A 25,472-nucleotide genomic window follows, 5' to 3' on the forward strand; every position below is an offset into this window, starting at 1 on the left:
CCTATTCTTTTAACATCTCGATAACTTTCGCATATTCCGCCTTATCCAGATGCTTGGACAGAATTTGTTCAATGTTAATCATTTCTGTCTCCGTCAGGCCATCCTCCAGCGCATTGGTCAACTGCTGCATGTCTTCCTGCGGCAGCTTGGACATGAGGATCGCAAAGATCTCTTCCTTCTCCTGGTCAGGCAAGTCATCCTTCTTCGCCACCAAGTCATCCGGAGTCACCACCACTTGGTTATCCTGAGCGAGCGCATCTCCTCCTGCCTCCAGTTCACCCATGACCGGTAAGGCTCCATCCGGTGCGGTTCCATTCGTCTCGTCCGTCTGCGGCTCGGTATTCTCACCTTCATGAGAGTCATCGGTAACAGCAGACTCGTTATCCGGGGCCGACTGCCCCCCGCCCAGGCCCAGCATGCCCTTCATCATACTGCCTAGGCTAGGAGCCTGCCCAGTTATCGGTAGATTATAGCTGCCTAGCAAGGACTGAACATACGAATTGACCACATACCCTGTCGTCGCCATAGTTAATACACTGACTGCAACCACTGTCGCACCCAATTTTAATAGCCAGCCGATCCATTTCATAAATCGCATCATGATGCCTCCTTCTGCCTTGTCACTATCACGTACTCTATCTCTCCTCAGTATGGACGGAGATGCATGATTTCAACCTTGACTGCAGAAGTAGCGCCAAAAAAACCGCCCCAAGCGGAATGTTCCCATCCTGCCGAGGCGGTAATCAATAGTTTCTATATAACTAGGGTAAATTTATTCGTAGATAGGCAGCACCGGATTGGTTTGACTGCGGTTGCGGCCCACGGAGAAGATGGCAATCGGTACGCCCGTCAGCTCAGCTACCCGTTCCACGTAATAGCGGGTCGTAGCTGGCAGATCCTCCAGCGTCTTGACTTCGGAGATATCCTCGCTCCAGCCGGGCATTTCTTCATAGACGGCTTCACATTCAGCAAGCATTTTCAGGCTAGCCGGGTAATGTGTGATGATCTCGCCGCGATATTTGTAGCCGGTGCAAATCTTGACCGTCTTCAAGCCAGTCAGCACATCCAGCGAGTTCAGCGACAAGCCGGTCAGACCGCTGACCCGGCGCGTATGGCGCACCACAACACTGTCGAACCAACCTACCCGCCGTGGACGTCCTGTAACCGTGCCATATTCATGGCCTGTTTCCCGAATCAGATCGCCGATTTCGTCGTTCAATTCTGTCGGGAACGGTCCATCACCAACACGAGTCGTATAGGCCTTGGCAACACCGATAATCTGGTGAATCTTCGTCGGTCCCACGCCGGACCCATTACATACCCCGCCAGCAGACGGATTGGAAGAGGTAACGAACGGATAAGTGCCTTGGTCGATATCGAGCATCACGCCTTGTGCTCCCTCGAATAGTACCTTTTCATTGGCATCAATCGCCTCGTTCAGAACTACCGAAGTATCGGCCACATAAGGGCGAATAAATTCGGCATATTCCAAATACTGCTTCAGCACAAGCTCTACGTCCAGCGGTTCCCCGCCATAGACCTGCTCAATAAGGTGATTCTTTTCTTTCATAATGTGGCGAAGCTTCATTTCGAATTCCTCAGGGTCCATCAGGTCAGCGATCCGGATGCCGCTACGAGCAGCCTTGTCCATATACGCCGGGCCAATCCCTTTACGAGTTGTACCAATCTTATTGTCACCCTTGCGATCTTCCTCCAAGGCATCCAGTACCAGATGATAGGGCAGGATCACATGCGCACGGTCGCTGATTAGCAAATTCTTCGCGCTGAAGCCGTTCTCTTCCACATATTTGATCTCTTCAATCAAGGCAGCCGGATTAACGACCACCCCATTGCCGATGATGCAGCGTTTATCTTTATTGAAGATACCTGACGGAATCAAGGTAAGCTTGTACTTCTTGCCATCGATAAGAATGGTGTGACCGGCATTATTACCGCCTTGATAACGGGCCACCACATCTGCGCTGTCCGCCAGAAAATCCGTGATTTTACCTTTACCTTCGTCTCCCCATTGTGTTCCCACAACGACTACCGTTGACATGTACATTCCCCCGCACGGTGCGTCAGGCACCTATATTTGAGTATTTGAGCATTGCAAAAGTCAGCCTGAGGTTCGCTTCCCGCAAGTCCTCGGCCGATGCTACCACTGTAATGTTGCCGCTTTAACGCAGCAATACCAGTTTAACAGTCTCCTTTTTTAAAGTCAAATCCAAAAACGAACGATTTCAGCTTTACATTTTACAATTGTTCGGAATTGAAACGGATTTATTCGGATAAAAAGAGGAATCTTCATGCCCCCGCTCCTTAGAAGGCCGGGTACGAAGATCCCTCTGACTGTTGAGTCGGTTCTACGCCCTGCTACAGCTTGAAGATCGTAACGGCCTTTTGCAGTTCCGTAGACAGCTCGGAGAGCTGGCGAATGGCCGTAGCAATCTGCTCCATAGCCGCACTTTGCTGCTCGGATGCGGCAGCGACCTCTTCGGAGGAAGCAGCCTGCTCCTGCGTTACACCGGAGATTTGCTGTACCGATGCCGAGATGGTCTGATAAGAACCTTCGACCAGAAGCAGGGTTTGCAGCAATTGATCGGTCCGTGACGAGAAATTGCTAATGCCTTGGAAGATATCCTGGAAGTTACGATGTGTCTTGGTCATCCATTCCTGGCCTTCTTCGATGGCCTGGCTACCTTCGCCAATGCTCTCAATAACAAGACGGCTGTTCTCTTGGGTACCAACTACCAACTCCGTGATGGAAGAAGCTGCACCGGTGGCTTGCTCCGCCAGCTTGCGAACCTCTCCGGCTACGACGGCAAAGCCGCGACCCAGTTCACCAACCCGCGCCGCTTCAATCGAAGCATTCAGTGCAAGCAGGTTCGTCTGCTGAGCGATGTCGGTAATCATACCCACCACTTCGCCAATCTCCTTGGAGCGTTCCTCCAATTGACCTGCGGAAGCTTCCGAGTGACGCATAACCTCTTCAATCTTGTTCATATGGCGCAGGGTTTCGTCGACCATGTTCTGTCCATCTGCGGACTGCTTGCTGACCTGTTCAGCAATGGACTGCATCTCATTCACTTCAGATACAACGCCGGTTAATTGATCCTGAATTTCCACAACCGAAGTCGAGCTATGGGTGATCGATTCTACCACTTCATTGATGCCCTCGCTCATGCTATTCATCGATATTGCTACTTGCTGCGCACTCTCACTGGATTCCTTGGTCACGTGCAGCAATTGGGAGCTAGTGTCTGCTACCTCGCGGGAGGATGTGGAGATATGACTAATCAATTGCTTCATATTCGTACTCATCGTATGGAAGGATTCCGCCAAGCGGCCGGTCTCATCCGTGCCTGTAACTTCAACTTCTACCGTTAAATCACCGGTAGCGAAGCGTTCCGTAGTATTCATCAGCTGCTTGATTGGCTTGGAAATGATGCGACCTGTGGCAAAGGACAACCCCATACCAAGCAGAAGCACAAACACGGTAATCAGCACACTATACAACACGACCTTGGCCGTGGTAGCTGGAATAGCGGAAGCGTCCAGGTCAATCCCCAGCAGACCAGCCGTAGTGCCGTCTCCCTTTTGCAATGGGATAAAGATCGACTTGTGGACTCCATACTCATCCTTATAGATGTCACTTTTTGTTTCCTTACCTTGGGCAATCGTCTGTTTCATATCGTCAGAGAAAGGATAGTCGAGATTGAAATCTCCATCGGTATCCGACAAGGCGATGATACGCTCCGTTCCGCCGTCGTTAGAGAGAATAAATACATTCTCCAGATTGTATTCTTGCTTCAGTCTGTCCATCGCCTGGCGCGTTGCCTGATAGACCAGGGCGTCTGTGCCCGAGATGTCCAGCTTGTTGCCCTCAATGCGCTCAAGCTCGGTCTCCACCACATGGATGTTACTTTGCAGACGTAGATCAAGTTCATCCATCAACTGTCCGCTTAAGGTGGAATTCACCACAATCAATAAACCTACAAAACAAATAATCGTAATAAGAACCATTTGCATCGTACCCAGCATAATTTTCGCCGAGATGCTGCCTAGAAATAATTTTTTTAACTTTTGCTTCACTGCAAGTTCAACTCCTGCTTGTTAGTTTAATAAGGGGGTCAGTTCACCGACGTTACGTTAAAGTTATCGCAGACTTCAGAGACACATTGCTTTAAATATTGGACGATTTCAGTGATATGCTCAGGCTTTGTATGCGGCGAGATGACGAAGAACTTGCTGACATACAACGGAATCAGCTTGCCTTCAGTCGTATTGACCAGCACATGCTTCTTCGTATCGCCGAAGAACATTTCATCCCGGCGCTCACCCAACTTCTCGAACAAGCGTTCATTCAACCGATTGCTGCGTTCAATAGCCTCCGCGGAGCAAGTTCCCTTAATCTCATCAGCAAACCTTGGACTCCCAGAGGGATAGATACGGATTAAGGTAGACATGCCCGAATTGTCCGGATTGGCGATGTCCGCCTGCGGAATCTCTGCCGTCATCTGCCGTCTGAATTCCGAGGTCACTTCCAGGAACTGTGCCAGCAACCGCCTATAACCTTCCACGCCGAAAGCCAGCAGCAGACTATACATGCTAATGGAGCTAGCCATACGGGAGCATTCCAGCGTATAGCCGGTATGGTAATCTCCATAACCCCGATGCCCAACATAAGGTGTTTCGTCCGCTTCCAAGTCCATCAAGCGCAGGTCATTGGCATTTTTGAGCAAGAACAAGCTAGATACATAAGGAGCTTGACCCAGCTTTTGAAAGTCAAAACATAATGAATCAGCCAGGGATAACAGGCGCATCTTGCGCTGAATGGGAGCTAGCATGTCCAGCACCTCTGGAGTCAGCCCCAGCGAATTGTCTTCCAGGGAATACTCATTAAAGAACGCAAAAAATCCGCCCAACGCCGAATCTGCGTGGATATGGGGGCATGGCAGGTTGAACCGTTTTGCCGTCTCCTCAGCAACGGCCCGAATTTCGCCAATATCATCAATGCCGATGGCATCTGTTGTTCCCGTGGTAGCCACAATATAGATAGGTACACCGCCAAGCAAGCCGACCTTCTCCAAATTACGTTTCAAATCAGCCACATCCATCGAGCTATCAGGCAAAGTCTTGATTTTTATCAAGTGATCACTGCCGATCCCCGTTGCCTCCATCGACTTCAAGAGACTGTAATGCGCTGCTTCTGAACAGAAGGCGTACAGATTGTTCGGAACCCCTCGCCGAAGCGCATCAGGAGCATATTTGGCAATCGCTATACGGAGCCCGGAGAACACCGCTCCTTGACCGCCCCATGTCGTGTAACCTCCACTCTTCTCGGCATCGTAGCCGACAAGCTTGGACATCATCGCCGTCACTCGAACCTCGGCCTCTGCACCGGCAGGTCCATAGACATCCCACAGGTTATTTCCGTTCACGAGCATGGCCGTCAGCATACCCAGCATGCCTGGAATGGAAGCCATCGGCAAAATATTCGTAAAAAAGTATTTCGTATGGTACGGATGACCGTGCAGCAGCTTTAACAACTCTCCATTAACCTCCTGCATGGCAGCACCTTCATGAGGAATAGCGCTCTCTGCTGTCAACTGACCGTAGAAATCAGCATTACGCACCTTTTCCCCCTTGAGGTTAACGCCCTCAGGATTCTTCAATTCATCCACGCCGCTAACAAGTTGCTCGATCAATTCCATCAGCATTTTACGCTGGACCGGATTTCCATCTTCGCTCGGGAACCATTCTCTGACATCCGGCCTACCGTTCATTTCCATCTGCATTCTCTCCTATGCTCCGATTTGAGGTTTTTTTCATCTCAGCCGTTGAAGAAGCCTCTCTATTTACTCTATATATATCGGCAGATGTAAGCTTATTAATGAACCCCTTTCACCCTTTTCATTTCCTTACAAGGCTAAATTGTACCATTTATCCAAATATCGTACAGAACGTAAAAAGGAATATATCCCATGAAATGGAACCTGTTTATGGGACTTTAGAACTAAATAAAGCAAAAAAAGACCAACGATAATATCGTTGGTCTAGCCCTTCCTGCCTAGGAAGTTGCGCTTTCACAAGGTATTTAAAATTTAAATTAATTATCCGGCTGCAAAAGCATCTCCATGCATTCGTTCGTAGTTTGCAAATTTGTTGAAATTTTTCAAAAATACAAGTTCGACGGTTCCTACTGGACCGTTCCGCTGCTTGGCAATGATAATTTCGATAATATTCTTCTTCTCGGTCTCCTGATTATAATAATCATCCCGATACAAGAAAGCCACGATATCAGCATCTTGCTCAATGGAACCCGATTCCCGAAGGTCAGACATCATCGGGCGCTTGTCCTGCCGTTGCTCAACCCCCCGGCTTAACTGAGACAGTGCAATGACTGGCACCTCCAGCTCACGGGCAATCTGCTTCAGCGTCCGAGAGATCTCAGATACCTCTTGCTGGCGGTTCTCGCCAGCCTTGCCCCGGCCATGAATCAGTTGCAGGTAGTCGATGACAATCATGCCCAGGCCGCGTTCTTTCTTCAAGCGGCGGCATTTGGCACGAATATCGGCTACAGTAACACCTGGTGTATCATCAATATAAATCTCGGCTTCTGACAGGGCAGCAATCCCCATCGTTAGCTTGGACCAATCATCATCACTCTTGAAGTCCCCTGTACGCATGACGCTGGCATCCAGATTCGCCTCAGCGCAGATCATCCGTTGCACAAGCTGGGCCGCCGACATTTCCAGACTAAAAATCGCTACCGTCTCCTTGGCCCGAACCGCCACATTCTGGGCAATGTTCAAGGCAAAGGCCGTCTTACCTACTGAAGGACGGGCAGCTACGATAATAAGATCATTGCGTTGAAACCCTGCCGTCATCTTGTCCAGATCCACGAATCCCGACGGGATACCCGTCGTACTCCCCCGATTCTGATGCAGTAGCTCTACCCGGTCGAATACTTCCATCAGCACATCGCGGATTGCAATAAATCCGCTGCCCGAGCGACTGTTAGAGATTTCGAGGATACGTCGTTCAGCATCACTCAGCATGCCGGCTACATCTTCACCACCGGTATATCCATCGCTAACGATTTGCGTCGCCGTACGAATCAAACGCCGCAGCATCGATTTCTCTTCGATGATCCGGGCGTAATAGTCCACGTTGGCTGCGGTAGGAACACCATGAGCAAGCTTAGCTAAATAGCTAACCCCGCCGATGTCTTCCAGTTCGCCCCGATCCTTCAACTTGGCAGTAAGCGTCACGAGATCGATCGGCTTACCATCCTCGCCTAATTGAACCATAGCTTCAAAGATTAATTGATGGGGCTTGTCATAGAAGTCTTCCGTGCGCACCCGCTCCATGGCGGTAATAAGCGCCTCTGACTGTAGCAGCACCGCCCCGAGCACCGCTTGCTCAGCTTCGAGATTTTGCGGGGGGATCCGGTCAAAAAACAGATCTCCGCTCATCTTATTCCTCCGTAACGTGAACCTTCAACGTCGATTTTACTTCCGGATGAAGCTTCACCGGTACTTGAGTTACGCCCAAGGTCCGGATCGGATCGCTCATCTCGATCTTCCGCTTGTCAATCTTCACGCCATTCTTCGCCAGTGCCTCAGCCACCTGCTTGCTGGTGATGGCGCCGAACAAGCGGCCGCCTTCGCCCGCTTTCGCCTTCAGCTCAATCGTCATTTCCTCCAGCTTCTTGCCAAGCTGAGCCGCTTCTTCCTTCTCCTGCAGCTTGCGCTTCTGCTCTGCCGCAGTTTGCTGCTCCAGCGTCTTCACATTGCCATCAGTAGCTGGACGCACCAGCCCGCGTGGCAGCAAGAAATTTTGCGCATAGCCCTCGGATACATTCTTAACCTCGCCTTTTTTACCTTGTCCTTTGACATCCTGCAGAAAGATAACCTTCATTCGAATAACCCCTCTTCCTTCTCTATTTCATCCAGCACGTCCAGCAGCTTCTTCTCCGCTTCCGCCTGGGTTCCTTCCAATTGCACCGCAGCGTTGGTCAAATGTCCGCCGCCGCCCAGCCGCTCCATAACTACCTGTACGTTCATACTGCCCAAGGAACGGGCGCTGATGCCAATGAGGCCATCGGGCCGTTCGCTAATGACGAAGGAGGCCAGCACCCCCGTCATGTTCAGCAGCGTGTCCGCCACCTGGGCGATCAAGAGCTGCGGAATCTTGCGATTTTGCTCGGTTACCGCCAAGGCAATATTCCCATGAATCATGCGAGCATGCTTGATGATATCCGCCTTGGCAATATACTCTTGCAGATCCTCCTTAAGCATTCGCTGCACCAGCACCGTATCCGCTCCATTGCGGCGGAGGAACGCTGCCGCTTCGAACGTCCGGGAGCCGGTATGCAGTGCGAAGTGCTTCGTATCCACGGTAATTCCCGCCAGCAGCGTTGTCGCTTCCAGCGGACTGAGCTCAACCTTCTCGTGGATGTATTGCAGCAGTTCCGTCACCAGTTCACAGGCCGATGAAGCATACGGCTCCAGGTAGACCAGAACGGCATCGTTGACGAATTCCTCGCCCCGCCGATGGTGATCGACCACCACAACCCGGCTGGCTGCTTCGACAAGCCGTGGCTCCATCGTAATGGAAGCCTTATGCGTATCGACTAACACCAGCAGCGTGTGCTCGGTCATCATGCCCATAGCTTGCTCCGGCGTGATGAAGCGCTTCGAGAGCGCTTCTTCCTTGCCGATGCGCTCCATCAGGCGCTCGATGCCAGGGTTGCTGCCATCCAGCACGATGTGAGCCTCGACCTTGTACATATCGGCGGCCTTGAGCACGCCGATGGAGGCACCAATCACATCGAGGTCCGGCACGCGATGGCCCATGATGATCACGCGGTCGCTCTCCTGCATCAGATCGCGCAATGCATGCGCGATCACGCGGGCGCGGACCCGCGTCCGCTTCTCTATGGCGCCCGACTTGCCGCCATAGAAGGACAACCGCTGACCGGCCTTCACCGCGGCCTGGTCACCCCCACGGCCGAGCGCCATGTCGAGACTGGACTGCGCTAGCTCGCCCAGTTCGCTGAACCGCTCGGCACCAAAGGCGAGGCCGATGCTCAGCGTAATCGGCACCTTGAGGTCCGCGGTCATCTCGCGCACCTCATCCAGAATCACGAACCGGCTTTGCTCCAGCTCGTTCAGCGATTTCTGATTCAGGATCATCAGATATCGCTCGGAAGACAGCCGCCGCAAATACACGCGGTATTGCTTGGCCCATTCCGTGATCGTCGTCGCTACGCGGGCGATCAGGGCTGTCCGCTGCTGATCATCCATTCCCTGCGTGGCTTCATCCAGGTTATCCAGCAGAATGATGCCCAGCGCCGCCCGTTCATCCTCATAACGGGTGCGAAGCAAGGATAACTCGGTCATATCATGAATATAGATCATGCGCTCTACCGTGTCGATGATCAGCTCATACACACGGTCGTTCACCGTGGATTCCAGTGTCACTCGCCCGTCCCCGCCATCTTTCTTCTGAGGGGGCGGCAACTGTGGCAGTAAGGCGTGGAGCGGCTCACCCACAACGGATTCCTTGCCGTACATCCCGGCTATGAACTCGTTATGCCATTCCACCGAGCGCTCCTCGCTGTACAGCAGAATCCCGAAGGGCAGCTTACTGACCGCTTCCCCTTCCACCCGCTTGATGCGGTAGTTCAAATCCGTCACATAACGCACTAATTCTTGGCGGAACTGTCGCTCCGCCCGAAACATACTGAAAGTCAACACGCCCACCAGACAGAGACAGATCAGCCCCAAAATCCAGTTCATATAAGAGACGAAGATGACAAGCAGCAATTGAAGCATGAACATCCACACGGTCTGGTAACCGTACCAACGTTTTTGCAGTGAATTTGGCATGCCTTCTCACCCTATCGTCTTGTTCTAGTCATCGCATCACGCAGCGGAAAAGCAATATCGAGCATCCCTACAATCCACAATGGCGGAATGAACAGCAAGGCCACAATGGCCAGGATAGGAAATACAGGATTCCACTTCCGGTGGTACGCTACGAAGAAGAAGAAGCTTGCCGTCTGCACCATAAACAAGAATTGCAGCAGTGGAATCAGGTTCACCAGGATCGTACCCATGAAGCCTTCGTGAATCGCCTCTCCTCCAAATAACTGCAATAACGTACAGAGCAAGTAATACCAAATCAAGGAACGCGGTAATCTCCAGTCGCGAAGTGGCGCCAGCTTCGGCAAGGCATGACCCATACTTGAGAGCGTGGGCCGCGCAATCGCGTGAGCGATCGAGGCCATGAGCAGCGCACAAACGACCATCGTCGAAGGAATCATGCGCACCGTCAGTGTGGAGAATTGCTCGCTAAGCTCCGGCGACCAAGCAATACTGCCAGCCAGCGGAGTATCCGCTACATTTTGGAACGGGGCCATGACAACATTCACCATGTCCTGAATCGCAATCGTCAGGTTGAAGTCGAAGAAGACCGTACTAATCAACAGGATGAGCAAGAAGTCCAATATAATGGTTCCGGCTCCCAGCATGACCGCACGAAACGCAGGTCCTTTTCTCTTATACACAACCCCCATCGCAATAGATGGAAGGATGAAGTACACGGCTTGCAGCAAAATGATCGGTCCCACAATCAGCGAAGCTACCAGCCATACGATCGCTATATGTAGCAAGAAACCTCGGGTTGACAACGTTGTATACAACAAAATACCCGGTACGATCAGAAAAAAAGCGGTAATGACCGTAAGCGGGGTAGCCAGTGACAGCAGGAGAAGTAAGTAAACGACACTCCAGGCCACCGATGTCCACAGCTTCAAATAGATTCACCTCTTACGCATATGTTCTTCCAAAGTTGAAATATCCTGATACCAGTCCTCGAGTTGGTGGCCCTCTTGCTTATGCTTCTTCAGCTTATCCAGAATGTCATCATCCAACTGCTGGTAAGAGACTCCCAGTCTCCGTCCCAGAATGTAGCTGCTAACGATCAGACTGGCAAGACTGTCCGTTACCCGCGATGTGCTGCCTTCCCACAGTGCCTTGAACAAGCGGGATACGTGATCGACTACTTCGGTTTTGAGCCATTCAATCACCTTGGCGCGTTTGGCCACATCCATTTCCCTTTGCATGACGGACAGCTTCCACCCTCCCGAAAAAAGCTTTATTGTTCATTATAGCACAATTTTATTGCGCACTTGCCGAATCCCGGGTCACGAATTTCTCGCAATATTCGATAATTTGGCTACGCCGAACGATGCCGATAAACCGTCCACGGTCATCTACGACCGGTACAAAGTTCTGCACCTTCGCCAAATTGATCAAATCCTCCATATCCGCGTCAATTCGGACCGGCTTGATATGCATCTTCAATGGAACATCCTTGAGCAAAAATTTTGAAGCCGTCTCAAACGTAATTCTGCCGTCCGAGTTCTTCATATGCCATAGCAGATCTCCTTCCGTTACCGTTCCCACGTACGCTCCGTCATGATCCAGAATCGGAACTGCCGTATAACGGTGGAATTCCATCCTCTCCAAGGTCTGGCGCAAGGTGGAATCCAGGGTGACGGTGACTACATCATTTTTTGGAAGCAGAAAAAATGCAATATTCATGAGAGCAAAATCCTCCTCATCCTTCTTTCAGACTCCCCTAAATTTCTACGTTTCAAACCAGCGGATGTTCCGCCTAACGCGTGAAATCGGCAGCCATTAAGCCAGGCTGCCGAGGGGTACATTCCTATCGTATGCGTTCATTACGTTCATTATTGCCCGCTAGCGGATACTCCGCCTTCTTCTCCGGTTACCATTTGCTCGCTCTCGGCTTGCTCGGCGTCACGGGATTCCGGGGTAATCAGATTGGCCGATTCCGTATCGGGGTTGAGCCAATCCTCAATCATAGTCTGGGCGAACTCCAAATCCTCTTCATTGACTTTATCATAATAAATGCCATTAATGCGTGTACCTTTGCCCGTAATGGTAAACCCGCTAATTTGCGGAGATTGTCCGGCAAGCAGCACCTTCTTGGACAACTCAATGATCTGGGCCGGCGGCAGATCCGTCTTGAAGTTAGCTCCCATCATACTGATAAGTTCGGGAATCTTGGTCACCTGATCAAGCTTAAGCATCCGGTCCACCATCGCATGCAGGAAGACCTGATGCCGCATATTGCGATTATATCCACCATCTTCACGATACCGCACGTAGTTCAACGCTTCCTGTCCATCGTAAATCGGTTTGTTCGCCTTGATCGTAAATTTCTCATGGTCCGCTTGCTTGTTCACGATATCCTTCGTAATCGGCAGCTCGATGCCGCCAAGGGCATCTACAATTTCCTTTACGCCATCAAAATTAATCGCCGCATAATAGTCGACGGAAGCTCCCAGGAAATGCTCCACCGTCTCCTTCGCCATCTTCTCGCCACCAAAGGCGTACGCATGATTAATCTTGTCTTCTCTGTCTCTGCCTACGATTTCCGTGTAGGTGTCCCGTGGGATGGAGACCAGCAGCACCTTGGCATCCTCCGGTCTGACTACCGCATAGATAATCGTATCTGAACGGGCTGCTTCGCTATCCCGCTGATCTACGCCAAGCAGCAGCGCAGCGAATGGCTCCAGCTTCTGCTTCTTCTCTTCCTCTTGCCGAACTGGCTTAGCCTCTTCCCCCTCAATTGGGGAATAGGACTTCTCCAAAGTCTGTTCGACCTTGCCGGAGAGGAACAGATCAAAGGCCATGACGGCTAGCGGCTTACGGAACAGATATGCCGATGTTCCCACAACGAGCAGAACTGCGACAATAATCCACCATTTCTTCACCGATCGTCCACCTGTCCTCTGGCGTTTTTGCTTACGTTCTATCATGTTGATGCGCCTCCACTTGCCATAGTTCTCCCTATTCTCTCAACCCAAAGGTTATCCTCAACCAAATAACTCTACCGCTTCGTAATATAACACACCAAGGAATTCGGGTTCAACATTAGCAAAGAGAGACCCTTGAGAAGGACTTGCCCTCTCCAAGATCTCTCTTTCATTAATCTAGACGATTGAATGGCTTAATAAGATACAACTTTTTTAAGCATAATGGCAAGCGACGAAATGATCATTGCCTTTATTTACATACTCGGGGACCTGCTGCTTGCACAATTCCGAAGCAATAGGGCAACGCGTATGGAACTTACAGCCGGAAGGTGGATTTGCCGGGCTGGGAATATCCCCTTGCAGCACAATTCGCTCCCTCTTCAATGTAGGATCAGGAACCGGGATGGCCGACATGAGTGCCTTCGTGTACGGATGAAGCGGATTACGGAACAATTCAGCCGTGTCCGCCATCTCGACCATGGAGCCTAAATACATCACCCCGACCCGGTTACATAGATACTCTACCACGCTCAGATCATGGGAAATAAACAAATACGTGATTTGCTTTTCCTTTTGCAGATCGCTTAAGAGATTAATAATCTGGGCCTGAATAGACACATCCAAGGCCGACACCGGTTCGTCTGCTACGATAAAGTCCGGGTTCAGAATCAGGGCCCGGGCAATCCCGATCCGTTGCCGCTGTCCTCCTGAGAATTCATGGGGATAACGGTCATAGTGATAACTGGCCAGGCCACAAATCTCCATCGTTTCAATGACCCGTCGCTTGATCTCTACCCGATCGGTTAGTCCGTGATCAAACAGCGCTTCCCCGATAGCTTCACCCACCTTAATACGGGGGTTCAGTGAGCTGAACGGGTCCTGGAAGACGATTTGCATCTTCGGACGCAATTTACGAAGGTCTTCCTTGGACAGATCATACAGCTCTTGACCCTGATAGGCCACGCGTCCTTTGGTCTTGTCATGGAGACGGAGCAAGGTCCGCCCAATCGTACTCTTGCCACAACCGGACTCCCCTACCAAGCCAAACGACTCGCCTCGATTAATATGGAAAGACACACCATCCACGGCCTTGACATGTCCAACCGTTCGTTGAAAAATCCCGCCCGTAATCGGGAAATACTTCTTCAGTCCCTCGACCTCAATAAGTGCACTCACTCGGCTCCCCTCGCTTCCTCATACAACCAGCAGGCTGTCTTATGCGTACTATCGCCATGGGCGCGGAACGGAGGCTGCTGTTGCTTGCAAATTTCCATGCAAAATTCACATCTATCATGAAAATGACAATTATCTTCCAATTCAATCGGATTGGGTACTTGCCCGGGAATGGAGTAAAGCCGTTCCGAGGTTTGACCAATCACAGGTTTGGCCTTGAGCAAGCCTTTGGTATAAGGATGCTGCGGGTCCTTAAATAATTCCAGAACCGGAGCCTCCTCAATGATCTTGCCCGCATACATGACGATCACGTAATCTGCCATCTCGGCAACAACCCCAAGGTCATGAGTAATGAGCATAATAGCTGTGCCCAGCTTTTGCTTGATCTCTCGCATCAAATCCAGAATTTGAGCCTGAATCGTAACATCCAGGGCCGTCGTAGGTTCATCGGCAATCAACAGCTTAGGATTGCAACTTAGCGCAATAGCAATCATAATCCGCTGGCGCATCCCGCCGCTGAGTTCATGGGGGTAGGCGTAGAAGATTTGCTCCGCCCGGGGGATTCCTACCAGCTCAATTAGCTCGATCGCCCGTTTCTTCGCTTGCTTGCGGTCCAGCAGGAGGTGCATCATTAACGGTTCGGTAATTTGATGCCCAATCGTGAGCACCGGATTGAGCGAAGACATCGGCTCCTGGAATATAATTGATATTTCCTTACCCCGAATTCGCCCCATATCCCGCTTGCTAAGCTTTAATAGATCCTTGTCTTCGTAAATAATCTCCCCGCCGGCGATTACCCCGTGAGGGCCTTCTACCAATCGCATCAGTGACATCGCAGTCACGCTCTTGCCGCAGCCGGATTCCCCAACGACGCCGATTGTTTCCCCCTCGCGTATGGAGAAGCTAACCTTGTCCACGGCCTTGACCACGCCCGCCGAGGTATGAAAATGAGTCTCCAGATTGCGGAATTGCACAAGATCTTTAGCCATATTTGCATCTCCTTCTTTGGCGTATGAGCTTATCTCTTCATCTTGGGATCAAGTGCATCACGCAGTCCGTCCCCTATGAGGTTGATAGCTACCGTCGTGACCAGAATGCATATCCCCGGTGGGATCCATAACCAAGGCCGCTTGCGAAAATCAATCAGATTGTTAGCATCAGCGATTAGATTACCCCAGGAAGGCGTTGGCGGAATTACACCAAGACCTAGATAGCTCAAGGAAGATTCATAGAGAATAGCGCTCGCTACACTTAACGTCGCAGCCACGATAATAATCGGTACCGTATTGGGTAGCAGATGCCGAAATATTTTCCGCCGATCCTTGAGACCCAGCGCTTCTGTAGCTAGCATGAATTCCTGCTCACGTAAGGTAAGAATTTGACCACGAACCAGACGGGCGAGCGATGTCCAGCTTAAAAGACCAATAATGAACATTAAATAATAAATCCGCGTAGGTGGCGGCACCTTCAAATCGGACATCACCGCCCCCAAAATAATCAGGATCGGCAGCGACGGTAAGGACATAAAAATATCGGTAATTCTCATAATTGCAGTATCTACCTGCTTGCGGTAGAAGCCCGCTATCGCCCCAAGGGTGCCTCCGATAATGACCGTAATAGCTGTAGCTACCACCCCTACTAACAAGGAGATTCGTCCGGCAAGCATAACCCGCAGCAGAATATCCCGGCCCAATTTATCTGTTCCCAGCCAGTGGGCGGCTGAAGGTGGCTTATTCTTGCTGGCAAGCGAATAATCATATAAGTTGTATGGCGAGAAGAAAGGACCAATAAAACAAACTAGAAACATAATAATCAAAATAATAAGTCCGCCCAAAGCCAACTTGTTACGGCTGAACCGTCGTATCGCTATTCGCCAGGGCGATTCCGGTACGGTGGCCGAGGGTACGGTCTTCCGGGTCATTGTCGTGACTTCCGTGGCCATCTAATCTCCTCCCTATTTCAAGCGAATTCGCGGATCGGCTATTCCATATAGAACATCAGATAACAAATTACCGATAAGCGTCAGAACGGCAACCAATATGGTAAACCCAAGCATAAATGGATAGTCTCGTATTTGAATGGCATTTAAATAAACATTCCCAATGCCGGGCCAGACAAAGATTTTCTCCGTGATGATAGCCCCCCCGAACAAGGCGGGCAATTCGAAGCCTAACAACGTAATCGCCGGAATCATGGCATTACGCAGCGCATGCTTGAAAATGACCGTCCGCTCCTTGAGCCCTTTAGCACGGGCAGTTCGGATATAATCCTGCCGAATCACCTCCAGCATACTGGTCCGGAAATAACGAGTCAGGCTTCCCGTGCTTAACATGGTCAGTACGGTAATTGGAAGTGCTCCATGCTTCAGCACATCCATAATATATTCCCATCCCACGGCCTTGGAGCCTGCTGTCGTCATACCTCCTACCGGAAGCCAACCAAAGGACAGCGCAAAGATACGTATAAGTAGTAGGCCGAGGAAGAAGGATGGCAACGACATACATATAAATACGAATAGAGTAATTAGCTTATCGAGCAACGAGTACTGGAACTTGGCCGAGAAGACACCGGCGAATATAGCAATAATCCAGCTAAGGACCAAGCTGGCAAAAGCGATAATGAACGAGTTCCATATGTACTGATTGACTACCTCCATAACAGGTTTCTTATGCTGAAATGAGTCGCCCATATCGCCAGTCAGCATACTTTTGGCCCAGGTGAAATAGCGCAGATATTGGGGCTGATCAAGGCCATATATGGCTCTTAATTGCTCCGCTCTTTCATCCGTCATATTCGGATTATTCAGGGCCGTAATGTAATCGCCGGGAATCATGGCAGAAATCGCATATACAATAATAGATATGCCGATTAACGTAGGGATCATTTGCAGCAATCTTCGGATAATGTACGTTCTCATCGGATTTCCCCCTGATTAGTAGATGCGAGCATACCCGGCTTCGCAGCCGGGTACGTTCGCCCTTTTCCTGACTAGATCAACTTATTGGGCAATTTGCACTTGGTATAAGCTGAATGGGAAATCCTTGTATGGAGAGATGTCGAACCCGTCAAGCCGGCCGTTCACCGCAACCATGTTCTTTCTTTGGTACATCAGAATGACAGGCACATCCTTGTTCAATTCCTGATACATTTCCGTATAAATCGCTCTGCGTTCCTCAACGTCCAGTGTCTTCTTCCCTTTGGCCATTAGCTCATCAACCTTAGGATTAGAATAGCCATAATCATTCTGTGAGCCATTGGTGATGTATACGGTATTGTCTGGGTCAGGCGTAAGTCCCCAGGCCGCAAAGTACATTTCATATTCCCCGGTATTTGATTTGTCCATAATGGCGTTGAAGTCCAATGTCTCTGCCACGATCTCGATTCCCAATTCCTTATAATTCTGCGTCATAATCGGCAACAAGGCATCCACGACCGGATTGTCAGCAGTAGCGGAGAAGTTGACCTTAAATACCTCGCCATCCTTCTCGCGCAAGCCCTTGCTGTTCAATGTCCAGCCAGCTTCATCCAACAATTGTCCAGCCTTCTCCAGATCAAATTCGTAAGTCTCAATGTTCTCTTCCGTGTAAGCCCAAGACACATTGGATTGCGGAATATTAATGACGTTACCATAAGGGCCATAAATTCCTTCCACAATTTCCTTACGGTTTAAACCGAATACGAGTGCTTGACGCACTTTGACATCGCTGAACTTCGGCAGCTTATGATTGAAGGCGATATAGCCGTACCCATTGTTCGGGAGTAAGCTGATATTAACAAAACCCATCGCTTTCAGCGCTTCCACATTATCCTCAGTAACGCTTATGCCATCCTGCATATCCGTCTCCCCTTGCTGGAGCATCGGCATATTCGTCGTTTCCGACGTTGTTCTGAAGATGACATTCTTCACGTTGGGAGTACCGCGGAAGTAACTCTCATTGGATTCCAGGACAACCTCTTGCCCTGGGCTATAACTCACCAGCTTATATTGTCCGCTGCCCAGCGGCTTGTCATTCAGCTTCTTTACACTGTCCAGATTGCCCTGCTTGTAATCTTTACCATAATAATGCTCTGGCAAGATATAGATTCCCCCCAGTTCCACCGGAGTCAGGGCCGTATATTCAGTCAAGCTAATCTCCACTGTCTGATCATCAATAATCTTCACCCCGGAGATATCACTGGATTTGCCTTCGTTATATTCGTTAGCTCCGACGATATGCCAGCTCAGCGGATCAGACTGCCCGTCATAGCTTGCATCCATGTAGAGCTTCAATGTGAAGTAGTAATCCTTCACCGTTAGCGGGGTTCCATCACCAAAGGTAACGCCCGGCTTCAAATGATAGGTATATTTAAGTCCATCTTCAGACACATCAACCTTCTCAGCCAGACTATTCGTATATGTACCGTCTGCCTGCACTTCAGTAAAAGAATCGAATAAGGTGTAATTAATGTAATAATCATAAGCCGTCTCCATGAATAGCGGGTTAAACACGCCCTTCGGATCAGTAGTACCTACAATGACGGTATCCGTCCGGTTTACCGCAGCGACCGGATTAAGTGACATATCCGTAGCTTCGATGAATCCTTCTGTGGCCTCGGTATCCGACTCGGTTGGCGTTTCTGCCGGGTCTGTCGTATTCGTATTCTCCCCATTATTTGTCGCTGGCGGCTCCGCCGAGTTATTGCCACTAGAGCAAGCCCCCAGCATTAAAGCAAACGACAATGTTAGAATGATAAACCCCCACCACTTTTTTCTCATTTTTTACTCCTCCTCATGATTATTCGTCGATTCCATACGATTCTGCGAAGTTATGTAGATTCATAGAAGTAGCAAAAAGTGTTGTACCTTTCTCTCCCCTTACCGTGCGCACAGTGTTAACTGGATTGGAATTAAACGTTAGAGCTGCAGTATAAACCGATGGTTAATAAGAGCTTTGTCAATTCCTTAAACAGAAGGAGAAAAATAACATTTGAATTATTGTACATCATACATGTGAAAATACCTCACGTCAATATCTTTTTTAATTGTTCTTTACCACTTAAAATCGCCTTTATTTCACATTTTTTTAGTTTTTTTCAAAATAAAATTAACATTATAAAATCTCATGTTATATTTAATTACTTACATTTAACTTTATGAGTAACTGTTTTTCGATGGAATTCTTGTTTTTTTGGTATTTTTCGACATGAGATTTGGGAATATCTTTCTGTCCTTCGGCATTTACATCTATTTTTTGATAAAATTCGACGAGAATTTAGCAAAATCTACCCTAATAAACAAAAAAACAGCCGGACCCTGAGGTCCGGCTGTCGTTACAGCATAATCTAACTTTATTCCGTTGTGTAAGGAAGCAATGCGATTTGACGGGAGCGTTTGATGGCAATCGTCAAAAGGCGTTGGTATTTCGCGCTAGTGCCTGTCACACGACGAGGCAAAATCTTACCGCGTTCGCTGATGAATTTCTTCAACAGTTCCGTATCTTTATAATCAATGTGAGTAATTTTGTTCACAGTGAAGAAACATACTTTACGACGTTTGTTGCGGCCGCCACGGCGTGCCGGTCTCTTGTCGTCTCCGCCTTCTCTTTGTTTGAAGCTCATGCTATTCAGTCCTTTCCTTTATTAAAATGGCAAATCGTCATCCGAAATATCGATCGGTTTCCCGTCGTCGGAGAAAGGATCATTCTGATTGCTGCGTGAGGATCCACCGCCACGGCTATTGCCGCCGCCGCTATTACCTCCACTGAATGGAGCTTCCTCCCGCGCACCGCCGCCACCTGATCCACCATCACGGTTCGATTCAAGAAAACGAACATTATCGGCAATAACTTCGGTGACGTATACACGCTTACCTTCGTTATTCTCGTAATTTCGAACTTGAATCCGCCCTTCTACAGCCGTCAGCCGCCCTTTGCGCAAGTAGTTCGCACAAGTCTCGGCAAGCTGTCTCCAGGTTACAACCGGAATGAAATCTGCCTCACGTTCTCCCCCTTGGGAGGTAAACGGTCTGTCTACGGCCAGCGTGAACTGAGTTACCGCCACACCAGCAGGTGTATAACGCAATTCAGGATCGCGGGTAAGACGTCCGATGAGAATGACACGGTTCAACAATCAAATCCCCTCCTTCAAGCAATGGTTACTCAAACTTGATTAGGCTACGTCTTTCGTAATGAGATAACGGATAACCTCGTCGGAAATCTTCAAAATCCGTTCAAGCTCAGCAACAACTTCAGGAGTTGCTGTGAAATTCACGAGTACGTAAATTCCGTCACGAATCTTGTTAATCTCATACGCAAGCCGGCGTTTGCCCATCACGTCATGTTTGGTAATTTCACCGCCGTTTTGGATGATGCCTTGGAATTTTTCGACTAAAGCTTGAACAGCTTCTTGTTCAACGTCAGGACGAATAATGTACATCACTTCATATTTGCGCATATAATTCACCTCCTCTTGGACTATGGCCCCCAATACTTACGCTTGGGAGCAAGGAGCGAGCGTAAACTCGCACCATAATAATATACCAAATTGAAAAGACACCTGCAAGCAAAAAACATGTATTTCCTGTGGCGGCTTGCATTTCCACCCTTCTTTTGCCCTATTCATGCTTCTAAATGCCTACATGAAATTGCGCCTACCGGCACACAATAGGCATGAACTTAAACATCAATTAACTACAAGACAGATATGTCTTGGGAAGGAGGCCTTTGGCCATGGGTGAAATCACGGAATTTGAGGAAGGTATGCGCGCTCCCAACCCAGGTGTATACGTAGAAGTAGGTGAAGGGCGCAGCTTTCATACGGAGATCAAAGATCCCAAGCGCATCACACTTGAAAAGGGCGAAAAGTTCCCCGAAACCTCCAACAAGAACCGTAAGTGGAAAAAGGAAGAGAAAGCTCGCGTTCATTAAAAATCTTATGCATAAAAGCTCATAAGCTGCACATAATACACTCGACGGCGTGCAAGAGAGGTGTGGTTCCGTTGGGCCTTAAAAAGCTTCATCGAGAAACAAACCGTAAGGAAATCTTGTTCGAGGCTTTGTAGAAGCGTCAGATCACGAATGTGTTGAAGACCCCTCTTCTCGGATTCGTGCTTGCTCAGGCATATATCAGAATGTTTCTTCAACGGTGAGAGAAGAATTCCCAAAATCAGTACGCCGTCAACCAGAAACAGGACCCTGTGAGGGGTCCTGTTTCACTTTTCCCAATAAAATAACCCCCTGCGACAAACGCAAAGAGTTACTGGCGAAGTTATAGAATTGATAAGTGGCGGAGAGGGTGGGATTCGAACCCACGCACGCCTTGCGACGCCTAATTGATTTCGAGTCAACCCCCTTGGGCCTCTTGGGTACCTCTCCACAGCAAGAATGATTGTACCATGAATTGATTCCCATTGCAATAGAAATGCCCTGCGCCCCATGAAATGCTAAGCTTCTCCGTTGTTCTCGTCTTCCGGTTCTATGGGAATGGCCGAGCGAAGCACCTTGCGCAGATTCTTCTCGAATTTGGCACGTGGGACCAGTACGCTATGCTTGCAGCCCACGCACTTAATACGAATGTCCATCCCCATGCGAATAATCTCCATCTCATTGCTGCCGCAGGGATGATTTTTTTTCATCTGTACAATATCACCCAATTGGAATGATTTACGTTCCACAGTTGTTCTCCCCCTTCATCTGAATAGCCTAACGAATTCAAGGAAGGCTTGACCAGGCTTACAGAAAGCCGCTCTCAAGCCTATCTACTACTCTCCGCTCATATTTATCCAAGCTGACCCTGCTCGCCTAATTCGACCGCCTCCAGCGCTTCCTTCGCATAGGTCTGAATTTGACGTTCAACATCGGCTCGCGCTGCCGGTGGACACTGGACCGCAATCCGGACCACATACTCAGCCGCCGACAGCGTCTGGATACCCAGAACATGGGGAACCTCCGAAATCGGCGCCCCCCCTGCTTGCTTGAAGCGTTGCATCGCCGACTCCAGCATTTGCACCGTTTCCTCCAGCCTTCTGGAGTTGCTAAAGGTCAGATCAACAACGGCCAAAGCCGTGCCTACAGAATAATTGGTCACATTCGTAATCATCCCATTAGGAATGATATGTACCTCACCGGTCCAGCTTACCAGCCGTGTAGAGCGCAAGCCGATCATCTCCACTGTGCCCTTCAGCGTCCCTGTTTGAATAACATCTCCTACGGCAAATTGATCCTCCAATATAATGAAGAAGCCGGTTATAACATCCTTCACCAGACTTTGCGCCCCAAAGCCGATTGCCAGCCCCAGTACCCCTGCACCCGCCAGTAACGGTGCAAGCTGAAAGCCCAGCTCGCCCAGCACCAGCATAATCATAATAAAATTGCTCGTGACCGAGGTAACATTCTTTAATAACTCACCCACCGTCACCAATCTCCGCGGATTCATTTGCAATCGGCTCTTCTCTTGCTTGCGCAAGGAGCGGTCAATGATACGATATATAATTTTAACGAATAGCCTCGTCAGCAAGAAGATAACCACAATTTTGATGCCAGATATAAGCACATCTGACCACATATCCATATTTGTAAACCATTCCCATAATTTTCCCTTCCATATATTCACGTTCTTCGTAGCTGTCTGTACCCTACCCGGTTCTGCTGAGAACATCATCTATATCATTCCTTTTTGAAATAGCCGTTTCTTCACCCTAATCTAAAGCTTGATGCTATCATATCCGATCGCCGTACGGGAGTAAATCCCCCGAATCTCCACGGTCTCAGACTTAACAATCTGCCTAACACTCGGCAAGTCCTCTACGGGGAAACGGATCGACAAGGCGCAGCCTGCGGTAATCTCTTTGGGCGTAGGACACAAATCGATTTCAATCTCGGCATACTCCAGCAGCATCTCGGCTCGCAGCGCCTGCTGGGTTGAATCAAAAGCCATGACCAGCCATTCCTCCTCCAACACCAGCCCTCCCCAACTTTCTGAACTCAAACTATAAGACTTTAGTACGAGTATATAATACGCGCTTCTTCCATATACTATCTACTAAATTCGTAAACTGCAAACGCTAAACTACCTACTTATATCTGCAGGGAAAGGAAGATTCTATGTCACAATTGCAACCCTCTGTCCCGGAACAGGAAATTCCCTACTTGAAAATTCAGCATACTGAGCCGGGGGTTCATTCTGCCATCATCCATCGGTTGCTATTGCATTTTGCCCAAGTGGCACCGGGCCAGGATATCGTCGTCATCTGCATCGGCACGGACCGTTCCACGGGCGATTGCTTGGGACCCTTGGTAGGTACAGCGCTGACCAAATATAATAGCCCTTACTTCCACCTGTACGGTACTCTGGAAGAACCGGTTCATGCCATGAATTTAAAAGAAACACTGGAACATATCCAGCATTCCTATAAGCAACCGTTCATTATTAGTATTGATGCCTGCTTGGGTCAAACGGCCAGCATAGGTTCCATTCAAGTCGTACAAGGCCCCCTCCGTCCAGGTGCAGGTGTAAATAAACAATTACCGCCGGTTGGCGATATCCATCTTACAGGAATTGTCAATGTAGGCGGTTTTATGGAATACTTTGTGTTACAGAATACCCGATTAAGTCTCGTTATGCGGCTTTCAGAAATTATTTCCACAAGCTTACATAGTGCCATCAAAGAATGGAATCGGGGGTTTATTGCTTTGTCCCGGCCAGGGCAATAGCCTCTCGTTCTTCCGGTGACAACGCGTGGGTAGACTCTCCATGTTCCAACCCTTTGGCATAAACGAAGGAGCCATCCCGATTATAGATTCCCGTTACCACTACTCCATCCTGAAGCTCGTTAATGATTGCAATCGAGAAGCTTAAATCGTTACCCGTTTCTCCAAATGCGTTATAGCGCTTAATACCAATATTCGCCTTCTGCAAAGGCAATTTGGCTTGGACTGATGCCAGATTACGATTTATTGCCTCCTGAACATCCTCCATCTTGCCCTGCTGCATTTTGAGATCAATCAGCACATCTTCCAGATGATCTATTCCGGTGCCTTGCATCATCAGTTCGTATCTCTTCTTCATCTTGCGCAGCTTGCTGCCTTGAACCAAATTCCAGATCATTAGTCCGATCATTAGTACCGCAATTCCTCCAACAATCCAGACTAGCTGCTCAAAGATGAGATCATTCCATTCCTGCATGCTATTCGTCTTCTCCTCTGTGCCTAATTTCCGTTCCCTTGGCTTATAGTTGTCAGTGCATGAATCAGAGCTTCAATCTCTTGTCTGGTTGTTGCATACCCTACGCTAGCACGTACGGCGCCACCATCCAACGTCCCTGCGGTCTCGTGTCCAAGCGGTGTACAATGATACCCTGCACGTACTGCAATTCCATACTCTTGATCCAGCTTGAAGGCAAGCTCCGAAGCATCCCGCTGATCCAGGTTGAACGATACAATCCCTGTGCGAGGTTGCCCCTTCGCGGGTCCCAAAATTCTAATCCCCGGCATTTGTTCCAGAGCCCCCATCAGGTATTGTGTCAGCTCCCACTCATGCCGATAGATCTGTTCAACCCCCTGCTCCAGGACATAAGCCACTCCTGCTCCCAATCCAGCAATACCAGGTGTATTCGCCGTTCCCGCTTCATAACGGTCTGGACGCACCTCCGGTTGCTCTGTTGCTTCGGATTGGCTGCCTGTTCCTCCATGCAGCAGCGGTTCCAGATGAAGCTGAGGGCTAATATATAACCCTCCTGTTCCTTGTGGACCCAGTAGCCCCTTATGCCCAGGAAAAGCCAGCATATCAATCCCCATCTCCTGAACGTTGATGGGATATCCTCCCGCAGTTTGAGCTGCATCCACCAGCATGATAGCACCATGCTGATGAGCCAGACTAGCGATCTCTTGTACGGGCAAAATACTTCCCAGCAGATTAGAGCTATGAGAACATACAACTAAACGTGTATGAGTACGAAAAAGTTTCTTCATTTGTTCCAGCTTCAACTGCCCGTCTTGATCGACTTCAGCATAGTCTACTTCAATACCGATGGTTCGCTTTAAGAACTCCAAAGGGCGCCTGACTGAGTTATGCTCGACCATCGTCGCAATAACGTGATCACCCGGCTTAAGCCAACCCTTAATAGCCAAATTCAGTGCCGCCGTCGTATTAGAGGTAAATGAGATATCATTGGGGTTGGAAATATGAAATAGCCGAGCAAGTGCAACTCTCGTTCTGTACAGTGCTCTCCCCGCTTGCAACGCCATCCCATGATTACCACGTCCTGCATTAGCTGAGGCACCATCAATGGCTTCCAGCACGGCCGCTCCCACACCAGGAGGCTTTGGCCACGACGTAGCTGCATGATCCAAATAAATATGGTTTTGCATGACAAGCTCCTCTCTGACAATCCATCCCGATATTGAGTCAATACTCGTTAAGACCAAGAAATGACATACCCCTCTTCTCTGGAAGAAAGGTATGT

General features: G+C 49.4%; 26 protein-coding genes and 1 tRNA gene. 2 read left to right on the forward strand and 25 right to left on the reverse strand.

Going from position 1 to position 25,472, the window contains the following annotated elements; genetic code table 11:
• Nucleotide 1: 1 nt before the first annotated feature.
• The 19 genes from BN3279_RS09760 to rpsF all read right to left on the reverse strand — a co-directional run bounded on the left by BN3279_RS09760 (nt 2) and on the right by rpsF (nt 20,464).
• A complete protein-coding gene (locus tag BN3279_RS09760; protein ID WP_059050417.1) occupies nt 2–598 on the reverse strand; it encodes a hypothetical protein in 597 nt (198 codons plus the stop codon).
• A 174-nt stretch (nt 599–772) separates the two neighbouring features.
• The gene (locus BN3279_RS09765; RefSeq protein ID WP_059050418.1) at nt 773–2,059 is read right to left on the reverse strand and encodes an adenylosuccinate synthase; all 1,287 of its coding nucleotides are present in this window, start codon (nt 2,057–2,059) and stop codon (nt 773–775) included.
• Between the two features lie 317 nt (nt 2,060–2,376).
• Nucleotides 2,377–4,044 carry a methyl-accepting chemotaxis protein gene (locus BN3279_RS09770; protein ID WP_059050518.1) on the reverse strand — a complete coding sequence of 556 codons (1,668 nt, stop codon included), beginning with the start codon at nt 4,042–4,044 and terminating at the stop codon, nt 2,377–2,379.
• A gap of 89 nt (nt 4,045–4,133) precedes the next feature.
• Nucleotides 4,134–5,795, reverse strand: coding sequence for a pyridoxal phosphate-dependent decarboxylase family protein (locus BN3279_RS09775; protein ID WP_059050419.1), 1,662 nt, complete (start codon nt 5,793–5,795; stop codon nt 4,134–4,136).
• Nucleotides 5,796–6,116: 321 nt separating this feature from the next.
• Nucleotides 6,117–7,481: a replicative DNA helicase gene (dnaB, locus tag BN3279_RS09780; RefSeq protein WP_059050420.1), complete on the reverse strand. Its 1,365-nt coding sequence runs from the start codon at nt 7,479–7,481 to the stop codon at nt 6,117–6,119.
• Between the two features lies 1 nt (nt 7,482).
• Nucleotides 7,483–7,926 carry a 50S ribosomal protein L9 gene (gene rplI, locus BN3279_RS09785; RefSeq protein WP_059050421.1) on the reverse strand — a complete coding sequence of 148 codons (444 nt, stop codon included), beginning with the start codon at nt 7,924–7,926 and terminating at the stop codon, nt 7,483–7,485.
• Entirely contained in the window at nt 7,923–9,899 is a 1,977-nt protein-coding gene (locus BN3279_RS09790) for a DHH family phosphoesterase (RefSeq protein ID WP_059050422.1), read from the reverse strand. The genes rplI and BN3279_RS09790 overlap by 4 nt, the downstream gene beginning before the upstream one ends.
• An 11-nt stretch (nt 9,900–9,910) precedes the next feature.
• Nucleotides 9,911–10,828 (reverse strand): DUF2232 domain-containing protein, encoded by a 918-nt coding sequence (locus tag BN3279_RS09795; protein WP_059050423.1) that lies wholly within the window; start codon nt 10,826–10,828, stop codon nt 9,911–9,913.
• Between the two features lie 6 nt (nt 10,829–10,834).
• A complete protein-coding gene (locus BN3279_RS09800; protein WP_059050424.1) occupies nt 10,835–11,137 on the reverse strand; it encodes a MazG-like family protein in 303 nt (100 codons plus the stop codon).
• A gap of 55 nt (nt 11,138–11,192) precedes the next feature.
• Nucleotides 11,193–11,618: a CBS domain-containing protein gene (locus BN3279_RS09805; protein ID WP_059050425.1), complete on the reverse strand. Its 426-nt coding sequence runs from the start codon at nt 11,616–11,618 to the stop codon at nt 11,193–11,195.
• A gap of 149 nt (nt 11,619–11,767) precedes the next feature.
• On the reverse strand, nt 11,768–12,862 hold the full coding sequence (locus tag BN3279_RS09810) for an LCP family protein (RefSeq protein ID WP_059050426.1): 1,095 nt from the start codon (nt 12,860–12,862) through the stop codon (nt 11,768–11,770).
• A gap of 210 nt (nt 12,863–13,072) precedes the next feature.
• The gene (locus BN3279_RS09815) at nt 13,073–14,035 is read right to left on the reverse strand and encodes an ABC transporter ATP-binding protein (RefSeq protein WP_059050427.1); all 963 of its coding nucleotides are present in this window, start codon (nt 14,033–14,035) and stop codon (nt 13,073–13,075) included.
• Nucleotides 14,032–15,021 (reverse strand): ABC transporter ATP-binding protein, encoded by a 990-nt coding sequence (locus BN3279_RS09820; RefSeq protein WP_059050428.1) that lies wholly within the window; start codon nt 15,019–15,021, stop codon nt 14,032–14,034. The genes BN3279_RS09815 and BN3279_RS09820 overlap by 4 nt, the downstream gene beginning before the upstream one ends.
• Nucleotides 15,022–15,050: 29 nt before the next feature.
• Nucleotides 15,051–15,974, reverse strand: a complete 924-nt coding sequence (gene opp4C / locus BN3279_RS09825) for an oligopeptide ABC transporter permease (RefSeq protein WP_059050429.1) — start codon at nt 15,972–15,974, stop codon at nt 15,051–15,053.
• A 12-nt stretch (nt 15,975–15,986) separates the two neighbouring features.
• The gene (locus BN3279_RS09830; protein WP_059050430.1) at nt 15,987–16,949 is read right to left on the reverse strand and encodes an ABC transporter permease; all 963 of its coding nucleotides are present in this window, start codon (nt 16,947–16,949) and stop codon (nt 15,987–15,989) included.
• A gap of 81 nt (nt 16,950–17,030) precedes the next feature.
• Nucleotides 17,031–18,788, reverse strand: coding sequence for an ABC transporter substrate-binding protein (locus BN3279_RS09835; protein ID WP_059050431.1), 1,758 nt, complete (start codon nt 18,786–18,788; stop codon nt 17,031–17,033).
• Nucleotides 18,789–19,360: 572 nt separating this feature from the next.
• Entirely contained in the window at nt 19,361–19,630 is a 270-nt protein-coding gene (gene rpsR, locus BN3279_RS09840) for a 30S ribosomal protein S18 (RefSeq protein WP_018750422.1), read from the reverse strand.
• A gap of 21 nt (nt 19,631–19,651) precedes the next feature.
• The gene (gene ssb / locus BN3279_RS09845; RefSeq protein WP_059050432.1) at nt 19,652–20,140 is read right to left on the reverse strand and encodes a single-stranded DNA-binding protein; all 489 of its coding nucleotides are present in this window, start codon (nt 20,138–20,140) and stop codon (nt 19,652–19,654) included.
• 39 nt (nt 20,141–20,179) lie between these two features.
• Nucleotides 20,180–20,464, reverse strand: a complete 285-nt coding sequence (gene rpsF / locus BN3279_RS09850; RefSeq protein ID WP_059050433.1) for a 30S ribosomal protein S6 — start codon at nt 20,462–20,464, stop codon at nt 20,180–20,182.
• A 275-nt stretch (nt 20,465–20,739) separates the two neighbouring features.
• Between rpsF and BN3279_RS09855 the strand changes: the two genes are divergently transcribed.
• Complete coding sequence (locus BN3279_RS09855) at nt 20,740–20,937, forward strand: YjzC family protein (RefSeq protein WP_059050434.1); 198 nt, start codon at nt 20,740–20,742, stop codon at nt 20,935–20,937.
• A 356-nt stretch (nt 20,938–21,293) separates the two neighbouring features.
• Here BN3279_RS09855 and BN3279_RS09860 read toward each other — a convergent pair.
• The 4 genes from BN3279_RS09860 to BN3279_RS09875 all read right to left on the reverse strand — a co-directional run bounded on the left by BN3279_RS09860 (nt 21,294) and on the right by BN3279_RS09875 (nt 22,945).
• Nucleotides 21,294–21,384, reverse strand: a tRNA-Ser gene (locus tag BN3279_RS09860).
• Nucleotides 21,385–21,452: 68 nt separating this feature from the next.
• Nucleotides 21,453–21,683 (reverse strand): DUF951 domain-containing protein, encoded by a 231-nt coding sequence (locus tag BN3279_RS09865; RefSeq protein ID WP_059050435.1) that lies wholly within the window; start codon nt 21,681–21,683, stop codon nt 21,453–21,455.
• 104 nt (nt 21,684–21,787) lie between these two features.
• Nucleotides 21,788–22,579: a mechanosensitive ion channel family protein gene (locus BN3279_RS09870; protein WP_232436803.1), complete on the reverse strand. Its 792-nt coding sequence runs from the start codon at nt 22,577–22,579 to the stop codon at nt 21,788–21,790.
• A gap of 132 nt (nt 22,580–22,711) precedes the next feature.
• Nucleotides 22,712–22,945 (reverse strand): putative Se/S carrier protein, encoded by a 234-nt coding sequence (locus BN3279_RS09875; RefSeq protein WP_059050519.1) that lies wholly within the window; start codon nt 22,943–22,945, stop codon nt 22,712–22,714.
• Between the two features lie 167 nt (nt 22,946–23,112).
• Between BN3279_RS09875 and yyaC the strand changes: the two genes are divergently transcribed.
• A complete protein-coding gene (yyaC, locus tag BN3279_RS09880) occupies nt 23,113–23,721 on the forward strand; it encodes a spore protease YyaC (RefSeq protein ID WP_059050437.1) in 609 nt (202 codons plus the stop codon).
• On the opposite strand, the gene BN3279_RS09885 is transcribed toward yyaC, so the two are convergent.
• The gene (locus tag BN3279_RS09885) at nt 23,693–24,193 is read right to left on the reverse strand and encodes a DUF4446 family protein (RefSeq protein ID WP_059050438.1); all 501 of its coding nucleotides are present in this window, start codon (nt 24,191–24,193) and stop codon (nt 23,693–23,695) included. The two genes, yyaC and BN3279_RS09885, sit on opposite strands and share 29 nt — an antisense overlap.
• Nucleotides 24,194–24,216: 23 nt before the next feature.
• A complete protein-coding gene (locus BN3279_RS09890) occupies nt 24,217–25,377 on the reverse strand; it encodes an aminotransferase class V-fold PLP-dependent enzyme (protein ID WP_059050439.1) in 1,161 nt (386 codons plus the stop codon).
• Between the last annotated feature and the right edge of the window lie 95 nt (nt 25,378–25,472).

Source organism: Paenibacillus senegalimassiliensis (assembly GCF_001486585.1).
In the GTDB taxonomy this organism is placed as follows: domain Bacteria; phylum Bacillota; class Bacilli; order Paenibacillales; family Paenibacillaceae; genus Fontibacillus; species Fontibacillus senegalimassiliensis.